At 46.5% G+C, this 18472-nt stretch carries 15 protein-coding genes and 2 tRNA genes; 9 read left to right on the forward strand and 8 right to left on the reverse strand.

All coding sequences use genetic code 11. The annotated features are described in order from the left end of the window. Positions 1-371: 371 nt before the first annotated feature. Together AB1797_03765 and AB1797_03770 are read left to right on the forward strand one after the other, a co-directional pair. Positions 372-447, forward strand: a tRNA-Thr gene (locus AB1797_03765). A 138-nt stretch (positions 448-585) separates the two neighbouring features. After that, positions 586-670, forward strand: a tRNA-Tyr gene (locus AB1797_03770). Positions 671-832: 162 nt separating this feature from the next. Here AB1797_03770 and glp read toward each other — a convergent pair. From glp to fliB, 3 genes are all read right to left on the reverse strand, one after another. After that, positions 833-2062, reverse strand: coding sequence for a gephyrin-like molybdotransferase Glp (gene glp, locus AB1797_03775; protein MEW5766730.1), 1230 nt, complete (start codon positions 2060-2062; stop codon positions 833-835). Continuing rightward, positions 2049-2285, reverse strand: coding sequence for a hypothetical protein (locus AB1797_03780; protein ID MEW5766731.1), 237 nt, complete (start codon positions 2283-2285; stop codon positions 2049-2051). Before AB1797_03780 ends, glp begins: the two co-directional genes overlap by 14 nt. A gap of 284 nt (positions 2286-2569) precedes the next feature. Then, positions 2570-3796 (reverse strand): flagellin lysine-N-methylase, encoded by a 1227-nt coding sequence (gene fliB, locus AB1797_03785; protein MEW5766732.1) that lies wholly within the window; start codon positions 3794-3796, stop codon positions 2570-2572. 220 nt (positions 3797-4016) lie between these two features. On the opposite strand from fliB, the gene AB1797_03790 reads away from it, so the two are divergent. From AB1797_03790 to AB1797_03820, 7 genes are all read left to right on the forward strand, one after another. Next, the gene (locus AB1797_03790) at positions 4017-6506 is read left to right on the forward strand and encodes an ATP-dependent Clp protease ATP-binding subunit (GenBank protein MEW5766733.1); all 2490 of its coding nucleotides are present in this window, start codon (positions 4017-4019) and stop codon (positions 6504-6506) included. Continuing rightward, the gene (locus AB1797_03795) at positions 6503-6925 is read left to right on the forward strand and encodes a hypothetical protein (protein ID MEW5766734.1); all 423 of its coding nucleotides are present in this window, start codon (positions 6503-6505) and stop codon (positions 6923-6925) included. The genes AB1797_03790 and AB1797_03795 overlap by 4 nt, the downstream gene beginning before the upstream one ends. 41 nt (positions 6926-6966) lie before the next feature. Then, the gene (gene ybgF / locus AB1797_03800) at positions 6967-10014 is read left to right on the forward strand and encodes a tol-pal system protein YbgF (GenBank protein MEW5766735.1); all 3048 of its coding nucleotides are present in this window, start codon (positions 6967-6969) and stop codon (positions 10012-10014) included. A gap of 12 nt (positions 10015-10026) precedes the next feature. Then, a complete protein-coding gene (locus AB1797_03805; GenBank protein MEW5766736.1) occupies positions 10027-10578 on the forward strand; it encodes a hypothetical protein in 552 nt (183 codons plus the stop codon). Positions 10579-10866: 288 nt separating this feature from the next. Further along, the gene (locus AB1797_03810; GenBank protein MEW5766737.1) at positions 10867-12546 is read left to right on the forward strand and encodes a hypothetical protein; all 1680 of its coding nucleotides are present in this window, start codon (positions 10867-10869) and stop codon (positions 12544-12546) included. A gap of 15 nt (positions 12547-12561) precedes the next feature. Then, positions 12562-13167, forward strand: coding sequence for a MotA/TolQ/ExbB proton channel family protein (locus AB1797_03815; protein MEW5766738.1), 606 nt, complete (start codon positions 12562-12564; stop codon positions 13165-13167). A gap of 32 nt (positions 13168-13199) precedes the next feature. Further along, on the forward strand, positions 13200-13607 hold the full coding sequence (locus AB1797_03820; protein ID MEW5766739.1) for a biopolymer transporter ExbD: 408 nt from the start codon (positions 13200-13202) through the stop codon (positions 13605-13607). A gap of 74 nt (positions 13608-13681) precedes the next feature. Here AB1797_03820 and AB1797_03825 read toward each other — a convergent pair whose 3' ends face one another. From AB1797_03825 to AB1797_03845, 5 genes are all read right to left on the reverse strand, one after another. After that, positions 13682-14446: an ATPase domain-containing protein gene (locus tag AB1797_03825; protein MEW5766740.1), complete on the reverse strand. Its 765-nt coding sequence runs from the start codon at positions 14444-14446 to the stop codon at positions 13682-13684. A 156-nt stretch (positions 14447-14602) separates the two neighbouring features. Next, a complete protein-coding gene (gene ssb, locus AB1797_03830) occupies positions 14603-15064 on the reverse strand; it encodes a single-stranded DNA-binding protein (GenBank protein ID MEW5766741.1) in 462 nt (153 codons plus the stop codon). Between the two features lie 485 nt (positions 15065-15549). Continuing rightward, a complete protein-coding gene (locus AB1797_03835; protein ID MEW5766742.1) occupies positions 15550-16266 on the reverse strand; it encodes a LysM peptidoglycan-binding domain-containing protein in 717 nt (238 codons plus the stop codon). A 368-nt stretch (positions 16267-16634) separates the two neighbouring features. Further along, positions 16635-17126: a diguanylate cyclase gene (locus AB1797_03840; protein MEW5766743.1), complete on the reverse strand. Its 492-nt coding sequence runs from the start codon at positions 17124-17126 to the stop codon at positions 16635-16637. Positions 17127-17245: 119 nt separating this feature from the next. Then, the gene (locus AB1797_03845) at positions 17246-18100 is read right to left on the reverse strand and encodes a hypothetical protein (protein ID MEW5766744.1); all 855 of its coding nucleotides are present in this window, start codon (positions 18098-18100) and stop codon (positions 17246-17248) included. Positions 18101-18472 lie beyond the last annotated feature (372 nt).

Genomic DNA, 18472 nt, shown 5'->3' on the forward strand with positions numbered 1-18472 from the left:
CAGGTTAGCTCCAGAGGAGCGACATGTTTGTAGAATATATCTCTCATAACAAATTAGCTCCAGAGGAGCGATCTGTTTATTCTCTTTCTTACCTTCTCACCCTCTATTGGGGGATATTTGTATAAACTTATTTCACAGGTCGACAGAATTCGTTAAATAACCTCATGTCGCGTCAACAGTCTCATATCCTTGGTCAAAATAAGGCCTGGTTCATCGCCCCGAATAAATCCAAAATTTTATCTTGACACCTTAGTTGATCTATGCTAAAGTATAATTGTTTACCATAGAGTCCCAGAGACTGCCGAAAAAATCTGCCGGCTAAGACCGGCTTTATTCTTGGTGTCCTTGGCGCCTCTGAGGTAAATTAGAAAGCTGGTGTAGCTCAGTAGGTAGAGCAAGTGATTTGTAATCACTAGGTCGGGGGTTCGAATCCCTTCACCAGCTCCAGTAACAATTATCGACCTTCTTCATCGTGGGGGCCGCTCACGGATTAATCGCGAATTGCGGATCGCGAATTGCGAATTAAAAGATAGATTAGCGATTCGAAAAATGGCCGAAATAATGAACATCGCCTTAATGGTTAATGGGGAGGTACCCTAGCGGCCAACGGGGGCAGACTGTAAATCTGCTGGCTATGCCTTCGGAGGTTCGAATCCTCCCCTCCCCACCATTCCTTATTCTTAACCACGACGTGTCCAAAAACTGCTGAGATCAAACTCGAAGAGTCATTAGTAGCGCCCGGCAGAAGTTCCCCCCTGGCTTCTAAAGCTCCTCAAACCGAGGGGAAATTTCCGCCGAGCTGTATTAGGTGGAGAGACACTTCTATCTCGGGTTATAGTATTCCCCCCTCTGGATAATCCAGTATCTGGGCCTTAATCTTATCACCTGTCTTTAAGTAACTAACCTCGCTGGGAAGGACAAGCAGGGCATTGGCCTTGACCATAGAACTTAAGATACCTGATCCCTGGGGACCAGTAGTCCGGGCATAATATTGACCATCTTTTTTCTCTATCACACCCCGAAGATAGTTCCTACGCCCTGGTTTCTTTTTAATCTCTTCGCAAAGCTCTGCTTCTATCTCTGGTTTTTTCAAGCACTTACGGCCGGCCATCTTCCGCATCGCCGGTCGGACAAATTGTTCAAAGACGACTAAAACCGAGACCGGATATCCGGGCAAACCAAAAACCGGCTTCTCCTTGACAAGGCCAAAGGCAAGGGGTTTGCCCGGTTTCATGGCCACCTTCCAAAACTTCATTTCTACTCCTAAATCAGCTAAGACACCCTTGACCAGATCGTAATCTCCTACAGAGACCCCTCCAGAAATAACCAGCATATCACTTGATCCCAGTCCTTGCTCAATCTGATTCTTTATTTTGACTTCATCATCCGGGGCAATGCCCAGGAGAACCGGGATACCCCCGTATCGAACAACCTGGGCATAGAGGGAATATCCGTTAGAATTACGGATCTTCCCCGGGCTTAATTCTTGATCTATGTCGACCACCTCATCACCGGTAGACAGGATGGCCACCCGCGGTTTCCGGACACAAAAGACCGACCTCTTCCCCAGAGAAGCCAGCATACCTACTTCAGCCGGCCGGATGAGGCTGCCTTTGGAAAGAACCAACTCGCCTCCGGCCACATCCTCGCCGGCCTCCCGGACGTTTTCCATAGGGGATACTTTTCTAATGAGCTTAACCTTCCCATCCGTCCTTTCAGTATACTCAACCATAATTACCCCATTGGCGCCGGCCGGAAGAGGGGCGCCGGTCATTATTCGCGTCGCCTGACCGGAAGAAAGCGGTTTTTTCGGGAGAGACCCGGCTGGGATATCCTCGACTACCTCCAGATAAACAGGACTCACTTCCGAGGCTTCCACTGTATCAGCCGTAATAACCGCATAGCCGTCCATCGCTGAACTTCTAAAAGGGGGAATATCCATCTCGGCATAAATCTCCTCAGCCAAAGTCCGATCCAGACAATCTAAGATACCTACTTCCTCCGGATCCAGAACCCTGATATGATCGAGGATTATCCCCAGGGCTTCCTCAACTTCTATCATACTTCCATCCTCCTTCTGTAAAAATCTCTCTGGCCACCTTCTTATCTACATTATAATAGATGTAGCCGCTTTTGTCCAAAGTTTTTTTCGCCTTACAAACTTCTGACGGAGGTGCGGATGGGCTGGGGACGTAGATAAGAAACATAAAAAACGGCGAGATGAGAGGGGTGAGATGAAGGACGGGGAAATGGGAAAAGTTCTTATGGATAAGGGCGATTTTCATTTAACAACGCTCAATGTAAACCGGAGTTCATTGGCATGGAACATGAACGTAAAGTGCTTTTCGTAGACATGCGGAGAAATGGCGTAGATAAACCTGGGAATAACGGAGATCAAAGATTTGCCAAACACGATCCTCTTCTCAACGATCTTGAATCTCACGTCCGAGTAAAAGTTGCTGTGGCCTGTATCCTCGGTAAAATATTCGAAAGAGTCAACCGTCCAACCATCTCTCTGCTTTTATATATATGCCACAACTTTGCCGAAAAAAAAACTTGAACATCGAGTTCAAGAAACCGGGTGCCTGGTCACCCGGGGGAGGTTTTGGGATAAGCTCTTAATCAGCGTAGCGGCCAAAGAGGGGCTGTCCAGAAATTTATCTTTAAGTCCGGTCCAGAACCCCCTCACCTGCCGGCTGTGAACAAAATATCTCTCCAGAAAATTTATCGACTTTAAAATAAGGGCTTCATCTACGGGTCGGTTTGTTTTTAGGGCCAGGGTGAGGCTGTAAAAACGGATAAAGACATAATAGATGACCAAAAAGAGGTAGCTTCTTACTACTTCGGGCAAAATAGTGAGATGCTTGCCCAGGAGTTTGATCTGAAAGTATCTTTCCAGAATAGGTGTAAGCGCCGGGAGAGAAGGTTGATAAAGATTAGAGTAGGCTTGATAATAGATCGTTTCGCCTGATAGGCCGGATAAATTCTTGAGAAGGAAACTAATCCCCTCGTTTAAATCACGGCTATAAAAAAGAGACCATGGTGGATGACTGAATTCTAACCTGGTCTTAAGAAAGGTTTCCAGAAAGGAGAATTGTATATAGATGGAAGGAGGGATGTCCCTTATCCGGGTGAATAAATTTTTATAACCTTCTTCCCTCTGACGAACCAGATAAGCCTCCAGTAGAGAACCGCCCAACCTCTCTTTAACGATTTCCTGCAACAGAAAGTCCCCCATAACTAATCTTTCCTCAAAGGAGTATTCCGGACGGATTAATATATCTAACAGTGATGACTCAAGCCTGAGATATTCCTCCCACGAAAAAGAAAAGGACTCCATCAATGATAAGCTGGTATCTTTGGGTAAGGAAAAGTTAGGCTCCTCCGTTTTTCCCATTCGGAGAGGAGCTTTATCCTTCAGATAATTCAGAACCGCCGGACAGGCAAAAGAAACGGTCAGGAATACCCCTTTAGGCGTAAAGACCGCCCCTCGTGGAAATTCCTGGCAGATCCTGGGTTTGGCTTCCGGGCCTAATCCTTTATGAATAAGACAAAGATTGTTTTGATCAAGAAAGACACAATGGCCTTCCACCCGATTTAAAACCTGAACCTCTTTTCCTCTTTCATCTTCGAGGGTGGTAAAAGGGGGGTATGGTATAAGGGGGTTGCCTTCAAGCCGGGCTTTTAACCTGGCCAGGCTATTTTCATCGAGGGGGATAGCCCCTAACCGGCAACAATCACCGCAACACTGGCATTGAACTCGGGCTACTATATCCGGGAAAAAAACAGGGGCCATTATAGCCTCATCTCCTTCAGTCTTCAGCCTTCAACCTATCTACAAGATACCCCATTCCCTCCCCTTTGTCAAGGTCTTTTATCTATCTGCCAGACCAGAGTTAGCAAGGCATCGAGAAATTTTCGAAATATGGAAAAGATACCTCGGTGACTATAATTTTCCTTGACAGAATGGGGGGAAGATATGATATAATGAAACATAAAGGAGGAAATGAAAAAAGATGTTTGAACGTTTTACGGAACGAGCCAGAAGGGTCCTGGGATTAGCTCAGGAAGAGGCCAAGAGATTAAATCATAATTACCTGGGCACCGAACATATCCTCCTTGCCCTGCTCAGAGAAGGGGAAGGGGTAGCCATCGAGGTGCTGCACAACCTAGCCATTGACCCGGAGCGGCTCAAGATTGAAGTGGAAAAGGTTGTTCCCAAGGGAAGCGGCATGCTCACCCTGGGGGATGTTCCCTTTACTCCCTACGCTAAGCGGGTTCTGGAATTAGCGGTAGAAGAGGCCAGGAGCTTAAATCATAACTATGTCGGCACTGAACACCTTTTACTCGGCTTAATCAAGGAAGGAGAAAGTGTGGGCGCCAGAGTCCTTATTCAATTTGGGGCCGACCTGGATACCGTCCGGAAAGAGATTGCTAACTTGCTGGGCGGGGTTGTTTCTTCTGGCGCTCCAACAAAGAAACCGAAGACTACTACCCCGGTGCTGGACGCCTTTTCCAGAGACCTGACTCAATTGAGCAAGGAGGATAAACTTGATCCGGTGGTTGGCCGTAAAGATGAAATTGACCGGGTCATCCAGATCCTTTCCAGGAGAACCAAAAATAATCCGGTCTTAATAGGTGAGCCGGGTGTAGGCAAGACAGCCATTGTGGAAGGGTTAGCCCAGCGAATCGTCAGCGGACAAATTCCGGAGGTCCTGGCTAACAAGCGGGTCGTTTCTCTGGATCTGGCGGGTCTGGTAGCCGGGACCAAATACAGGGGTGAATTCGAAGAAAGGTTAAAGAGGGTAGCTAACGAAATCAGGCAGTCTAACGAGGTTATTCTCTTTATCGATGAGATACACACCCTGGTTGGCGCCGGAGCAGCCGAAGGGGCCATTGATGCCGCCTCTATTCTTAAACCGGCCCTGGCCAGGGGTGAACTCCAGTGTGTCGGGGCGACTACCCTGGATGAATACACCAAGTATGTCGAACGCGATGCCGCCCTGGAACGTAGATTCCAAACCATTATGGTGGATGAGCCCAGTGTTGAGGAGACAGTCCAGATACTAAAAGGTCTTAGAGATAGATATGAGGCCCATCACCGGGTAAAGATCACGGATTCAGCCATTGAAGCCGCGGCCAAGCTTGCCCATCGTTATATCTCCGACCGCTTTCTCCCGGATAAGGCTATTGATCTGATCGATGAGGCCGGCGCTCAGGCCAGACTGGCCACCACTACTCTCCCCCCTGATATGAAGGAAATAGAGCGCGAGCTTGAACAGGTAACTAAAGAAAAAGAGGCCGCCATCAGGTCCCAAGAGTTTGAAAAGGCGGCCTCCCTGCGGGATAAGGAACGATTGCTTAAAAATAAACTAGAGGAAACAAAAAAGGAGTGGCAGAAGAAGCACTCTACCGTTGAAGCGGATATTACGGAAGAAAGTATTGCTAATGTCATCTCCAAGGCCACGGGTATTCCTCTCTTCAGGTTAGTAGAAACGGAGACAGAACGGTTATTAAGGATGGAAGAGGAGCTTCATAACCGGGTCATCGGACAGGATGAGGCCATTTCTGCCATATCCAGGGCCTTGCGTCGGGCCAGAACCGGTCTGAAGGACCCCAGACGGCCGACCGGGTCATTTATTTTCCTTGGCCCGACCGGTGTAGGCAAGACAGAACTGGCTAGGGCTTTGGCCGAATTCCTTTTCGACGATGAAGAGGCCCTCATTCATATTGATATGTCTGAATTTATGGAAAAGTTCGCCGTCTCTCGATTAGTCGGGGCGCCGCCGGGATATGTCGGCTATGAAGAGGGAGGTGAATTGACGGAAAAGGTAAGGCGTAAACCTTATTCCGTTATCCTCCTGGATGAGATCGAGAAGGCCCATCCTGACGTTTACAATATCCTCCTTCAGGTTTTTGAGGACGGTCATCTGACTGATAATCTCGGCCACACGGTTAATTTCAGAAATACAGTGGTTATTATGACTTCCAATATCGGCGCCCGGCAGATTGCCGCTAAATCCAGTCTGGGATTTCGAACCGCCGAGGTTGACCAGAGCCATGAAAAGATGAAAGAGCGGGTCACTTCGGAGATGAAAAAGATATTCACCCCGGAATTCTTGAATCGAATCGATGAAGTCATTGTCTTCCATGCCCTGGGTGAAGATGAAATCAAACAGATTATTCATCTGATGATAGAGCGGTTAAACGAACGGCTGGCTGAGCAGGAGTATGAACTTGAACTTACTCCCCAAGCGATTGATTTCCTGGCAGAAAAAGGTTTTGATCCTACTTATGGGGCCAGACCTCTTCGGCGGGCTATTCAGAAATACATTGAAGACCCCTTGTCTGAGGAAATACTCAGGCAGAAGTTTAAATCGGCGTGTAGTATCCTGGCAGATAATGACCCTCAAGATGATAGATTGATCTTCTCTCAAATTGAGGCTAAGAAAGAAAAGGCAGAAGAAAAACCCAAGACCAAAAAGAAGAAGGTGAAAAAAGAATGAATTTAGCCGTGGCCGTCTATGAGAAGTTGAAGCCTAAAATAGGGGAAGATGGAGCAAATGCGATCGTTGATTATGTGGATTCAAAAATCGAAGAGACCGCGGTAACTAAATTGGACCTGATGACAGTTGAGAATAATCTCGGAACTGAGATACAAAAGGTTGAGAATAATCTTGGAGTTGAAATACATAATCTCAGAACTGAGATACAAAGGGTTGAAAATAAGCTTGAAGCTGAAATACAACAACTTAGGACTGAAATGAGCAGTATGGAAAGCCGTCTGAAGGCGGAAATAGAGATCAAGATAAAAGATATTGAATGGAAGATGAAGGCCTATTTCCTGGCCTTAGTAACCTTGATGGTGATAACTAATCCTAAAGTCCTGGATATATTAGCCAGGCTGCTGGGAATTATCAAGTAGGATGGTTAGGCAAAAAGCCGGATCATCAAGTAGAGATAAAAATGGACACAAAGATCAAGTTAACGTCAAAGATTAAACAGACAGGGGTTATAATCCTGGTAGGATTACTTTTCACCTCGGCTGCCTTGGCCCTCGAACCACAGGATGAATTTGATTTTGCCAGAGGACTTTTTAGAGACGGGGGTTATGAACTGGCGGCGAAACGTTTTCAATTCTTCCTGCAGAATTTTCCGCGACATGAGTTGGCCGCTGAGGCCCAATATTATCTGGGCGAATGTTTTTATCTTCAGGAGCGGTATGAAGACGCCTTAAGGCAGTACCGGCGGCTGGTTGAAGTCTATATGGAAAGCAACCTTAAATCCAGCGGACTTTCCAGGATGGGGGATTCGCTCTACCAACTCGGTCAGATGCAGGAAGCTATTACGGTGTATTCCAGGGTAACCCAGGACTTTCCCGAATCATCTTCAGCGGCCAAGGCTTTATACCAGATGGGCGAATGCTATTTTGCCCTGGCTGAGTATGAAAGAGCCAAAGAATTTTATAACCAACTTATTGCCCGCTATCCAAAAAGCGACTACCTTGATTATGCCCACTATTCTCTGGGGCGAAGTTTTTATGCCCAGGGAGAGTTTCTTGAGGCTATCCCGCCATTTTCTAAGGTGATTACCTTGACCAAATTCGAAGACCTGGCTGGTGAGGCCCAATACTATATTGGTCGCTGCTGGTTTGAAAGGGACAAATTAGCCGAGGCGGAAACTGAGTTCAGAACCTTGTTGACCCAATACCCTAAACATCGATTTGCCGCTGAGGCCCAATTTATGATTGGTCAAAGCCTTTTTAAGAGAAAAGAATTTGCCTCAGCCGCTAATGAATTTAACTTCCTCCTGAAAAGATTCCCTGATTCTAAATGGGTAACCGAGGCCCAGTACCGGTTAGGCGAAAGTTACTACCAATTGGAGAATTATCCGGCTGCTATTACGGCTTACCAAAAGGTAGTCATTACGGCCCCTTCAAGTAAATTTGCACCCTATGCCCTTTATGGCATAGCCTTTTCTCATTACCAATTATCAAGTTTCGCCCTGGCCATTCCGGCCTTTAGACAATTGATCACTGATTATCCTGAAAGCCCCCTGGTAGATAGGGCCTATCTTCAATTAGGCAGGGCTTATGAAGCGGCCGGAAAACAAAGCGAGGCTAAAAAAGTTTATCACACTATTGTCCACAGCTATCCGACCTCTAACTGGCATTCAGAGGCGGGCTTTGCCCTGGCTAACATCCTCTATGCTGAAGGGGAATATGATACGGCTGCCCTAACTTACTCTCAACTCCTGGAACACGATCCGGACTTTGACAAGCGTGATGAGGTTCTTTACCGGTCAGGTTGGGCTTATTATAAGAGCGGCAACTACGCCGGAGCCGTGGAGGCATTTGATCGGTTGCTAACCGCTTATCCTGAAAGCCACCTTATTGGCGCCACCCAGCTAATGAGGGGAGAGGCTTATTTTCAGAAGGGGGAGTTCGAGCCGGCCAGGACGGCTTATCAACAAGTCTTAGAGAATTTCCCTGAGAGTGAATGGGCGCTCAATGCCCAGTATGGCCTGGCCTGGTCTTATTATCAGGAGGAAAAATGGGAGAAGGCTGTCCCCGAGTACCAGGCCGTGCTTTCTAAATATCCGGATTCACCCCTGGTGATTGAGTCTCTTTATGCCCTGGGCGATTGCTATTTCAATTTAAAGAAATATAAATTGGCCAGGGAATCTTACCAGGAGATAGTCTCGAAGTTTCCGGCGAGTTCGATGGCCTCTGACGCCCAGTATCAAATTGGATGGGGATTTTATAAAGAGGAAGATTTTGTCAGGGCCAGAGGGGCCTTTTCCAAACTGATCACCGAATATCCGGAAAGTGATAAAATCCCGGCCGCCCAGTACTGGCTCGCCTGGTCCCATTTTAGACTTTCCCAATTTGAGGAGGCCATAACCAACTTTACTAAGGTGGTCTTAAATTACCCGGCCTCTTCCTTTGCCCCCGAGGCCCAATATCGGATCGGAGATGCCTTATATAACCAGGGACGATATAAAGCGGCCCAGGCCGAGTATGAGAAGGTAATTAAAAATTACCCCAAATCTTTGGAACTGGTCAAAGACGCCTCTTACCAGATCGGATATTGCCTCTACCAGATGAATCGTCTCGATGAAGCCATTACCGTGTATAAAGATTTGGTCAAAAAATATCCTAAGGAAAATGTCCAGCTTAATGCCGATATTCAATTTAAAATAGCCGAAGCCTATTATACTCAAAAGAAATATAAAGAAGCGGTAACCGAATTCAGGCTCTTGATCACCCGGTTCCCTAAAAGCCTTCCTTTTATTGATGGCCTCTATTGGTTGGGCCGCTCCTATCTGGAACTGAAGGATTATCCCCAGGCCGTGGATACCTTTAGACAACTGGTGAAGGAGGCTCCCAAATCAGAGTGGGCCGCCGAATCTCAGTTTAGAATAGGCACCTCCCTGGCGAAACAAAGGAGATTCGCTGAGGCTGTTCCTGAATTTCAAAGAGTGGTTCAAGATTACTCTTCCCGGGAAGATTTAGTAGTGGATGCCTTATTAAATATTGCCGATTGTTACCAGGAGCAAAACGATGAAAATGCCGCTCAACGTATTTACCAGCAACTTATGGTTCAATTTCCCAATACCGAGGGGGCCAACCTGTCCAGGCTGCAGCTTGGATTACGCCATCATAACCAGGGAGACTTTGATAAGGCGGAGCTTTTCTATCGGCAGGTGATAAGTGATCCCAAAGCCCCGGCCAAATTAGCTACGGAGGCCCAATATCGGCTTGGTGAAAATTTCCTGGCTCAAGGAAAGTTGGATCAGGCCATTGTGGAATATCTAAAGGTAGTTTATCTCCACCCGGAAATAGTGGAGTGGGCCGCTAATGCCCAATATCAGGCGGCCCTTATCTATGAACGACAGCGTGATTGGGGAAATGCCAAAAGACTCTACCAATTGATTGTCAATACCCCGCAATATCAGAAACTGGAGCACTTTAAGCTGGCCCAGGAACGCCTCTTTGTGCTGGAGAAAAAGTGAGGTGGGAAAATAATGAATTTAGCTGTTGCCGTTTATGAGAAGTTAAAACCCAAAATAGGGGAAGATGGGGCAAACGCCCTCCTTGATTATGTAGATTCGAAAATCGAAGAGACCGCGGTAACTAAGTTGGACCTGACTAAGACTGAAAATAATCTGGGAGTGGAAATACATAATCTGGGTAGTAAGATCCAAGGGCTTGAAGGCAAGCTTGAAGTGGAGATACAGGGTGTTAAATCTGAAATAAAAGGGCTTGAAGGCAAGCTTGAGGCTGAGATACAAAGAGTTGAAGGCAAGCTCGAAGCTGAGATACAAGGTATTAGATCTGAAATCCAAAGGCTTGAAGGCAAGCTTGGTACTGAGATAAAAAGGCTTGAAGACAAGCTTGATGGGGCGATCCAACAACTTAGGGCTGAAATGAGAGAGATGGAAGCTCGCTTGAGGGTTGAGATAAGAGATGTCCAGTGGAAGACGAAGCTTTATTTTGGGGCTATTGCGGCCTTGATAATCATCACCAATCCCAGGGTTATGGATATGTTAGCTAAGTTGCTTGGGATCATCAAGTAGCTTCCCTCGCGCCATCGGTAACTATTCAGCCATACAAAAAGAAGTAACCGTTCAGCACATGATGCTGGATGCTCGATGCTCGATCCTCGATGCTCGATCTTCGATGCTGGTAAAGGATCCAGTATCCAGGATCGAGCATCGAGCATCGAGTTTGTGCCTTAGTGGCTGAACGCTTACTTATTTTTTATCGGTGCCGTTTGGGAGAATCTGGGTAATCGGTGTTCCAAATGAGGGCGGAGCAGTTACCGTAAGCGTTTGTATAGTCAGAAGTTAGGAGATGAAGATACGATGGAGTCAAGAAAGCTAAGACAAATAAACTCAAAACCCAGGGTCTCCCTGAAGTGGGTGCGAAACCTGAAACTTAAGGTATTAGTAGCCACCGGAATTTTGCTCTTTATTACCTTTTCCCTAACCTGGGCCCAAGAAAAAGAAGAAAAGCCGACGCTTAAACTTCCCGAAGTAGAGATTGTGGGGGAAGATAAATCGAAATTAAAACGGGAGAAAGGAGAAATAGAGAAACCATCTCTGCCTGAATCACCCCTGCCTTGGCCGGAAGAGACCATTCAGCCTGAAGAGGAAGAGCCTGTTACCTCTTTGAAACCACCTCCCTATGACAAAATCAGTGGGGGGAAAAAGAGAGATGAGCGGCCGCCTATTTCAGCCCTTTCATCCTTTAAACTCTCTTATGATAGTCTTAATACCCTTTATTATCAGTATGTCTATGGGCAACAAACCAAGCAAACCAACTACCTTCTGACTATGGAGAGGAAAAGATCAGATGGGTTTTCTTGGCACGATCGGGCAAATTTTGACCAGTTTAGCCGGGATCGGTTAGCCGGTGATATAAGCTTTTATCTTAATCGTGGTAACCTGTCTGCCGAGATGACTTACCTGGGAGAAGATACATTTTTGCCCTATCCTGACAAGGAAGATCAGGAGAAAGTTAAGGCTACCTCTATCACCTTAAGCGGACAAATCTACACCTCTGACAGAGCCGACCTTACTTTTAGAACTTACTTTCACGAATCCCTATTTTCAGGAGAGGAGGATTCCGATAACCGGCTTATTGGAGCTGATCTTGGGTATCACACCTACTGGCTGCCGGCTCAAAATCCTCTTTCTCTCGGGTTAAGAGCCTATCAAGACAAAGTATCGGATGGAGACGAGCGATTCTACACCTTCCTCTATGCTGAAAGCAACTCTTTTCTGATCAAGCCTTTTCTTTTTGATATTGGGCTGGAGCTGAATGGTAGTGACCAAGAGGCCCTGGAGCAGATCGATTTTCTCATTCGGTTCTCTTCACCATGGGGAGAAAAAGTGACCTTGTTTGCGGCGGCTGAGAGGGAGCTCCATATCCCGACTTATGGAGAACTATATGTCGAGTCCAAATATTGGCGGGTTAATCATGAAATCGAGCCTGAGCGGATAATGAAATACCAGTTGGGCGCTCACCGTCAGTTGACAGAAACCTCCTCCCTTAAGGCCACCCTCTTTATCAAGGATGTCGAAGATCTCATCATCTGGCGTGAAGACAGGGATCAGCTCTACAAACCGGAAAATATGGAAGAGGCGCTGCTTTGGGGCGGTGAATTGAATCTTACTCACACCATAGCCAACCGGTTTATTCAGACCCTCCATTACCAATATACGGAAGCGGAAGGCAAAGAGAAAGACGATCATATCCCGCATCTTCCGGTCCATAAGGGGGAGTTGCAGGTTGGATACAACGATGGTGAACTGAGGATTGAGCTTGGGGGGGAATATGTAAGCCATCGTTACGCTGATATAGGAAAGGAAAAGCTGGATTCCTATATGCTTCTTAATGTCCTGATATCGGAAAAGCCGGGCCGGAATCTGACTCTCTTTATGGAGGGAGAAAATCTACTTGATGAAGAAGATGCATTGGAACGCCAAGATTACCCCCTGCCGGGACTACAGGTGCGGGCCGGGGTGACGGTTAAGTTTTAGGAAAGGAGGCAAAATATGTTATCTATCTTAATCAAGGGTGGTTGGTTGATGATACCCATCCTAATGTGTTCCATTATTGCCCTGACCCTTGTGATAAATCGAGCCTATATATTATATCGAGCCAGACGGGATACGGAGCGAATTCTACCCAAGTTAAAGGAATTTCTTAAAGAAGGACGTAAGGTGGAAGTTCTTTCAACCTGTGAGAGAAATCCTTCTCCTTTGACTCACATCTTAAAGGCCGGCCTCCTTAAGATAGACCGGGGAATAGAAGAAGTGAAAGCAGCCATGGAAGGGGCCTCGGCCGCGGCGGTGCTTGATCTGGAAAGATACCTGAGTGGTCTGGCTACCATTGCCCATATCTCTCCTTTGTTAGGGCTGCTGGGCACAGTTACAGGTATGATTAGAGCCTTTATGAAGGTAGAGCAGTTAGCGGGAAAAGTGGATGCCTCGGTTTTAGCCGGAGGAATTTGGGAGGCATTAATTACTACGGCGGCCGGCCTGACCGTAGCCATCCCCACGGTCGTAGCCTATAATTATCTGGTTAACCGCGTTAATAGCCTGGTGCAGATAATGGAAACCGAATCAACCGAGTTAGTTGATATCTTAGGAAAGGAGTAACTAGTCAGTAGTTACGGGAAGGAAACTAAGAAGTGAAGTTTAAGCGAGTTAAGATTAAAGAAGCCGGACTTGACATCACCCCACTGATAGATGTAGTCTTCTTACTTTTGATCTTCTTTTTACTATCTTCTTCTTTTATTATGCAGCCGGGGATCAAGGTAAAGCTTCCGGAAGCAACCACTGACGATATAAAAACAAAAAAGGATATCTTTGTTACCATCGCCCGGGACGACACCTACTTTCTAAATGAAGAATCCATATCTTTAGCCGCTCTTCCAGACAAATTAAGGGTTCTGGCCGCCAAAGAGGCTGATCAACTTCTTATTATTAAAGCCGACCGGGAAGTAAAGCATGGACGGGTAGTCGAAGTGATGGATATAGCCAAAAAAGCAGGTATTGACCGCCTGGCTATCGCCACCGAGCCGAAAAAGGCATTGTAGCCCATAGCCGAATGCTGGATGCTCGATGCTCGAGCATCGAGGATCGAGCATCGAGCATCGAGGTTGTGTCAAGGTCAGTGATCAGTAAATTGAAAGAATCTCTCCCACCAGCTTAGTTCCTTAACCTTCTTATGTGGCTGGATTAAACCGGCTATTTCTTCTTCCTCTATTCTAGCCAGAGATAAAGAAAGGCCTTCTTCATTAAGACCACAGGGATACCATCCAGGACGGAAGACAGTTTTCTTCATCTTCATGATATAAAGACCCATCCTAGGCCGGCTCTTACTTCCTAGATCCATAAGATAGAAAAAGCCATCAGCCAGATTAATTCCTTTTTCCTTTTCGATTTCCTCCCACTCCCACTCTCCCACAAGAAACACCGTAGATTTTAGGGCAATCAGCTTCTTAATTAACTGCCCGATAAACTTCCAGGGTTTGTAATAAGAGGTAGGGGTTAGTCGAAAGTCTTTAAAATTATCAATAACTACGTAGGCAGGGGCAATAGCCGTGGCCAATTTTACTATCTTCTCACTCACCGCCGCCTGACTCTCCTTTTCGCTGCCTATTTTTACATCGACATAGAAAAAGGAATAACCAATCTTTTGGGGGTCAAAAAAGTCAAAGCCTCTTTGCTCTTCAATAACCGAGATTGTTGGTTTAGAGGCGGTGTTGATATAGAAAGCCCTCTTTTTAGATGTAGCGTTTTCAAAAACTATCTGGTGGATAAAGGCGCTTTTACCTATTCCTTTAGGCCCGCCAATGATGATTACCGAGGAGACAGGTATTCCCCCTTCCAGGAGCAGATCGAGGTTGTCTATGCCCGTAGGTATCCTCTGCAATTTAATCCTCGCTTCTCCGCGTCTCTGCAGTGTGACTAGGGCTAAGTCAAGTCGTAACTGCTCAGGTGGATAGACTGAAGGCTGAAGACTGAAGTTCAATAGCCTTCAGCCTTCAGCCTTCAGCCTATCTCCCTGAGCAGTTACGTCAGGTCAAGATCAGAAGGGGACGTCCTCTGATTCCATAGGCAGTGTAAATGGGTCTGCGGTAGCCGCAGCGGGTGCGGCCGGAGCTTCTCTCGGCGGCGTAAAGTCTGATCTCATCTCTGCCTCCCGGCTGCCCAGGAACTGGACAGAAGTAGCGGCCAGTTCGTATGCGGCTCGTGGCTTACCGTCATTGTCGGTCCAAATTCGGGGACCGCCCGTCTGCGGGTCAGGCCGTAAACGGCCTACCACTAACACCTGTCTGCCCTTACTCAGGTACTGGTTGCAAGGTTCGGCCTGTCTGCCAAAGACCGATACCCGGAACCAGGTGGTTTCCTCTCGCCGGCTGCCACTCTGGGCATCACTCCACCGCCGGTTGGTAGCCACGGAAAACTGAGTGACCGCGTCACCGCTCGGCATGTAGCGCATCTCTGGATCGTTACCCAGGTTTCCCACAATGATAATTTGTTGATACATACTTGTGCCTCCTTTTACCGATTACTGACCTTCCCCGAAATATTGAGAAGATACGTCAAGGTTGACTATGATAAGATAGTCTACCAAATTTTATCAGACTTGTCAAGGAAATCTCTCGCCGCTCCAGACTTCTGGTGTCGTAATCGTTCACCACAGAGACACGGAGACACGGAGAATGATTTAAAAAAGCACTTAATACCTGTTTTGAAAGACGGAATTAAGAGACTTGTCCTTTAGATTTTTCTCAGTGTCTCTGTGTCTCCGTGGTGAGGTGAACGGTTGCCTGGTGTCTAAGCGCCTAAGGCGCCGCGGAGATTTTAGGATAGGCTCTAAATAAAAAAGAGGATGAGTAATCTCATCCTCTTTTAAATCCTGTAATAAGAGCTGAGAGAAGGAAGTAAGACCTCTTATCTCTCATCTCTCCATTCTCATCTCTCAGCTCTCCACTTTCCACTCTCCGCTCTCAACTCTCCACTCTCATCATTTTACTCAGCCGAGCTGAGAACAATTGCACCGGCGGCTAGGCCAAAGGCCAAAAACTGAAAGAGGTTTTTCTCCTGCCAGAAATGGACATCCAACTCCTCTATCTTCTCTACCTGCTCCTTCATAGTCTGAGCTTGCTTGGCCACCAAGGCCTCCTTTTCATAAAGCTCTTTGGCCAACTGGTCTGATTTTGACCTCAGTTCTCCCACCTGGACATAAAGCTTATTCAACTCTTGTTCTTTATCCCTCAACTGTCTCTCGACTAATCCATACTCCTCCTCACAACTATCCAGTCCTAATTTAAGGTTTTCTATATCTTCCGTCAGTCTGGCTATTTCAGCCTCTTTCTCAGCTACCACGGCTTCCTTTTCTTTAAGGATAGCCTCATTGGTTGACTCACAAGCCAGCAGGCTGGCCTTTAACTCATCAAGCACAGACTGTTTAATAGTAACCATCTTTTCCCCCACGGGAATAGCCACCGTATTGCCCGGATATATCCAGTGAGGATTTTTGATATAGGTATTGCCGTCATACTTCCACAATTTCCGCCAGGCATAAGGATTGCCCATGTGGGTTTTAGCTATGTCCCACAGGGTATCTCCTTTCTTGATGGTATAGACCATGTCGTTAGCCCATAATCCTGTCCCAAGGGGAGTGGTAATAAGACTTAGGGCTATGATTAAAGCTGCGATTGATTTTAGAATTCGCCGTTTTTCCATAATTGGCGCCTCCCTTCTTAAAGATGGGCAATGTTCATCGTTTCGGCCACTGGATAGGCTGAAGGCTGAAGTCCAATCATCTACTCACCACCTTTATCCCTAAAAGCCTTCCCCCTTCAGTCTATCCACCTGATCGGTAAATGGCCTCACCAATAAACAAGGCCTAAAGATTTATGGGCTCTCCTTCAGGGGCCCCTTGACCTTCTGGTCAAGAATAATTGTAAGCGTTCAGCCACTAAGGCACAAACTCGATGCTCGATCCTGGATACTGGATCCTTTACCAGCATCGAGGATCGAGCATCATGTGCTGAACGCTTATGAAAAATTTATTATAGCACACAATTAAAGGATTGTCAAGTCATTTTTTCCTACCAAATATTCTCTCCCGCTTTACTAATCAATGCCTTCTTTTCTTGACCATGTTTAGGAAAAGTAGCGGCACCCGCACTTATCGTCACGGTTACTCCCAGATTGTGAGCCCTGGTAATGCAGGCGCTCTCCAGGATAACCCTCCTCATCCTTCGCGTGGCCTCAAAGGCCCCATTTTCATCTGTGCCTATCAAAAGAAAAAGGAAATTATTATCCTCATAACGGGCAATCGGCTCCTCAAATCTGCACCTTTTGATGAGCACATCCCCTACTTCACTTAAGAACTGGTTTTCCATCTCTTTTCCATAACTATCACTCAACTGAGAAAAATTCTCCAGATTTATTCTCGCCAGAGAGAAATTCAGGTGATGCCGTTTAGCCCGGCTAATCTCATCATCCAGGATATTGTTCAGAAAATAATTCTCTTGATAAAGACCGGTTATTCTATCTATCTCTGTCGAAGGCTTGCTCCCACGATCCTCTCTTCTCATACGGTGTCCCCCTTTTTAATTATTACCGGTGCGTTCGGGGAACGCCCCCTTCCTCTTTTGTTTTGACAATCGGGTCATATTATACTACAATGAAGGAAATTTGTCAAGGAAAATAGTCCTCAGAATCTTAGGGTAGCCGTGATATGAAAGGCATCTCTGGCTGCATCCAGATCGGAATCTTTAAGTAAATAGGCGAAGTCTAAGGCCCATCTATCCTGACCTATACCTACCCCACTTCCGACATAATTGTCGCTTACGCCGGCCCGGAGAGTAACAAAATCAAGGAGGGTCAGCTCAGCTCCCAGGTGAAAATCAATAGTTCTATCTCCATTGCCGTGGTCTTCTTTGTTATTTATGTCGGCAGCTATGAGCAAGGTTGGATTTATCCGTAAGGCCACCCCAAAGGTGGAAATAAGATCCAAGTCCTCATCCTTAACTTCAGCTGCTAAATTTTTGACCGACAGACCGGCTGAAAGAGCGGGATTAACCCGATAAAGAATGGACAGATCCAGACCGGCCCCCAGACCGCCTTCCTTACCTTTGGCCGATAAGCTTAACAGATTAAGATTGGCTCCCAGGGCTATGCTTGGATAGACCCTGCGGCCCACAGAGATGGTATATATCCTCTCAGAGATATTGTTTTTCCCGGCTTTACTTTCTAAATTGCAGCCCTGGCCAATATAACTAAAACCAACGTGGCGCTGAACCACCGCAATGTAATTCGTTTTGATAATACCACCAAACCCCTGACCATGGGTAAAGGTTTCCTCCCGGCAGGTCAGATCAGCTAATCCGGCCGGATTGTAATAGGGGGCATTGGCATCATCAGCGATAGCCACAAAGGCCCCACCCATCGAAAGGGGCCTTACCCCGCTCCCATCAAATTTGAACCCGGCTGCCCCGGCCAGGGAGGTGTAAGCTAAAATAGTAACTCCCATAAGTAGTGTAATAGATACTGATTTGATTTTTGCCATGATCCTTACCTCCATCATTTATATTGTAACTATTCAGCCACTGATTTACACGGATGAAACACTGATTTTTTAAATATATGAATCATTTAAATTCAACTCTTTCTCTTCCAAAATTGATAAGTAAGCCCACTTTCTTTCTCTAATGCTCCTCCAATAATATCCTCTGTTATTTTTCCATATTTTCAACTCACTCTATTTTATCCGTGCTAATCCGTGGCTGAATAGTTACGATAATTATATTTACTGTCACAAAAGATACGGAGAAGGGCTGCGTTTATTACTGCGATAAGGGCTGCGATGGTTCTCTGCTTCCGTCTTCTCCGTACCCCACAAAACCTTCCCTTGCGGATTGCGGATTTCGGATTTCGGATT

It is taken from the genome of bacterium, assembly GCA_040753085.1.
Classification (GTDB): Bacteria; UBA9089; JASEGY01; order JASEGY01; family JASEGY01; genus JASEGY01.

Coding starts and splice junctions, on each gene's coding strand:
- AB1797_03790 (MEW5766733.1), top strand. CDS start 4,017: ATGTTTGAACGTTTTACGGAACGAGCCAGAAGGGTCCTGGGATTAGCT.
- glp (MEW5766730.1), bottom strand. CDS start 2,062: ATGATAGAAGTTGAGGAAGCCCTGGGGATAATCCTCGATCATATCAGG.
- AB1797_03835 (MEW5766742.1), bottom strand. CDS start 16,266: ATGGAAAAACGGCGAATTCTAAAATCAATCGCAGCTTTAATCATAGCC.
- AB1797_03845 (MEW5766744.1), bottom strand. CDS start 18,100: ATGGCAAAAATCAAATCAGTATCTATTACACTACTTATGGGAGTTACT.
- AB1797_03805 (MEW5766736.1), top strand. CDS start 10,027: ATGAATTTAGCTGTTGCCGTTTATGAGAAGTTAAAACCCAAAATAGGG.
- ybgF (MEW5766735.1), top strand. CDS start 6,967: ATGGACACAAAGATCAAGTTAACGTCAAAGATTAAACAGACAGGGGTT.
- AB1797_03795 (MEW5766734.1), top strand. CDS start 6,503: ATGAATTTAGCCGTGGCCGTCTATGAGAAGTTGAAGCCTAAAATAGGG.
- AB1797_03780 (MEW5766731.1), bottom strand. CDS start 2,285: ATGAAAATCGCCCTTATCCATAAGAACTTTTCCCATTTCCCCGTCCTT.
- fliB (MEW5766732.1), bottom strand. CDS start 3,796: ATGGCCCCTGTTTTTTTCCCGGATATAGTAGCCCGAGTTCAATGCCAG.
- AB1797_03840 (MEW5766743.1), bottom strand. CDS start 17,126: ATGAGAAGAGAGGATCGTGGGAGCAAGCCTTCGACAGAGATAGATAGA.
- ssb (MEW5766741.1), bottom strand. CDS start 15,064: ATGTATCAACAAATTATCATTGTGGGAAACCTGGGTAACGATCCAGAG.
- AB1797_03810 (MEW5766737.1), top strand. CDS start 10,867: ATGGAGTCAAGAAAGCTAAGACAAATAAACTCAAAACCCAGGGTCTCC.
- AB1797_03815 (MEW5766738.1), top strand. CDS start 12,562: ATGTTATCTATCTTAATCAAGGGTGGTTGGTTGATGATACCCATCCTA.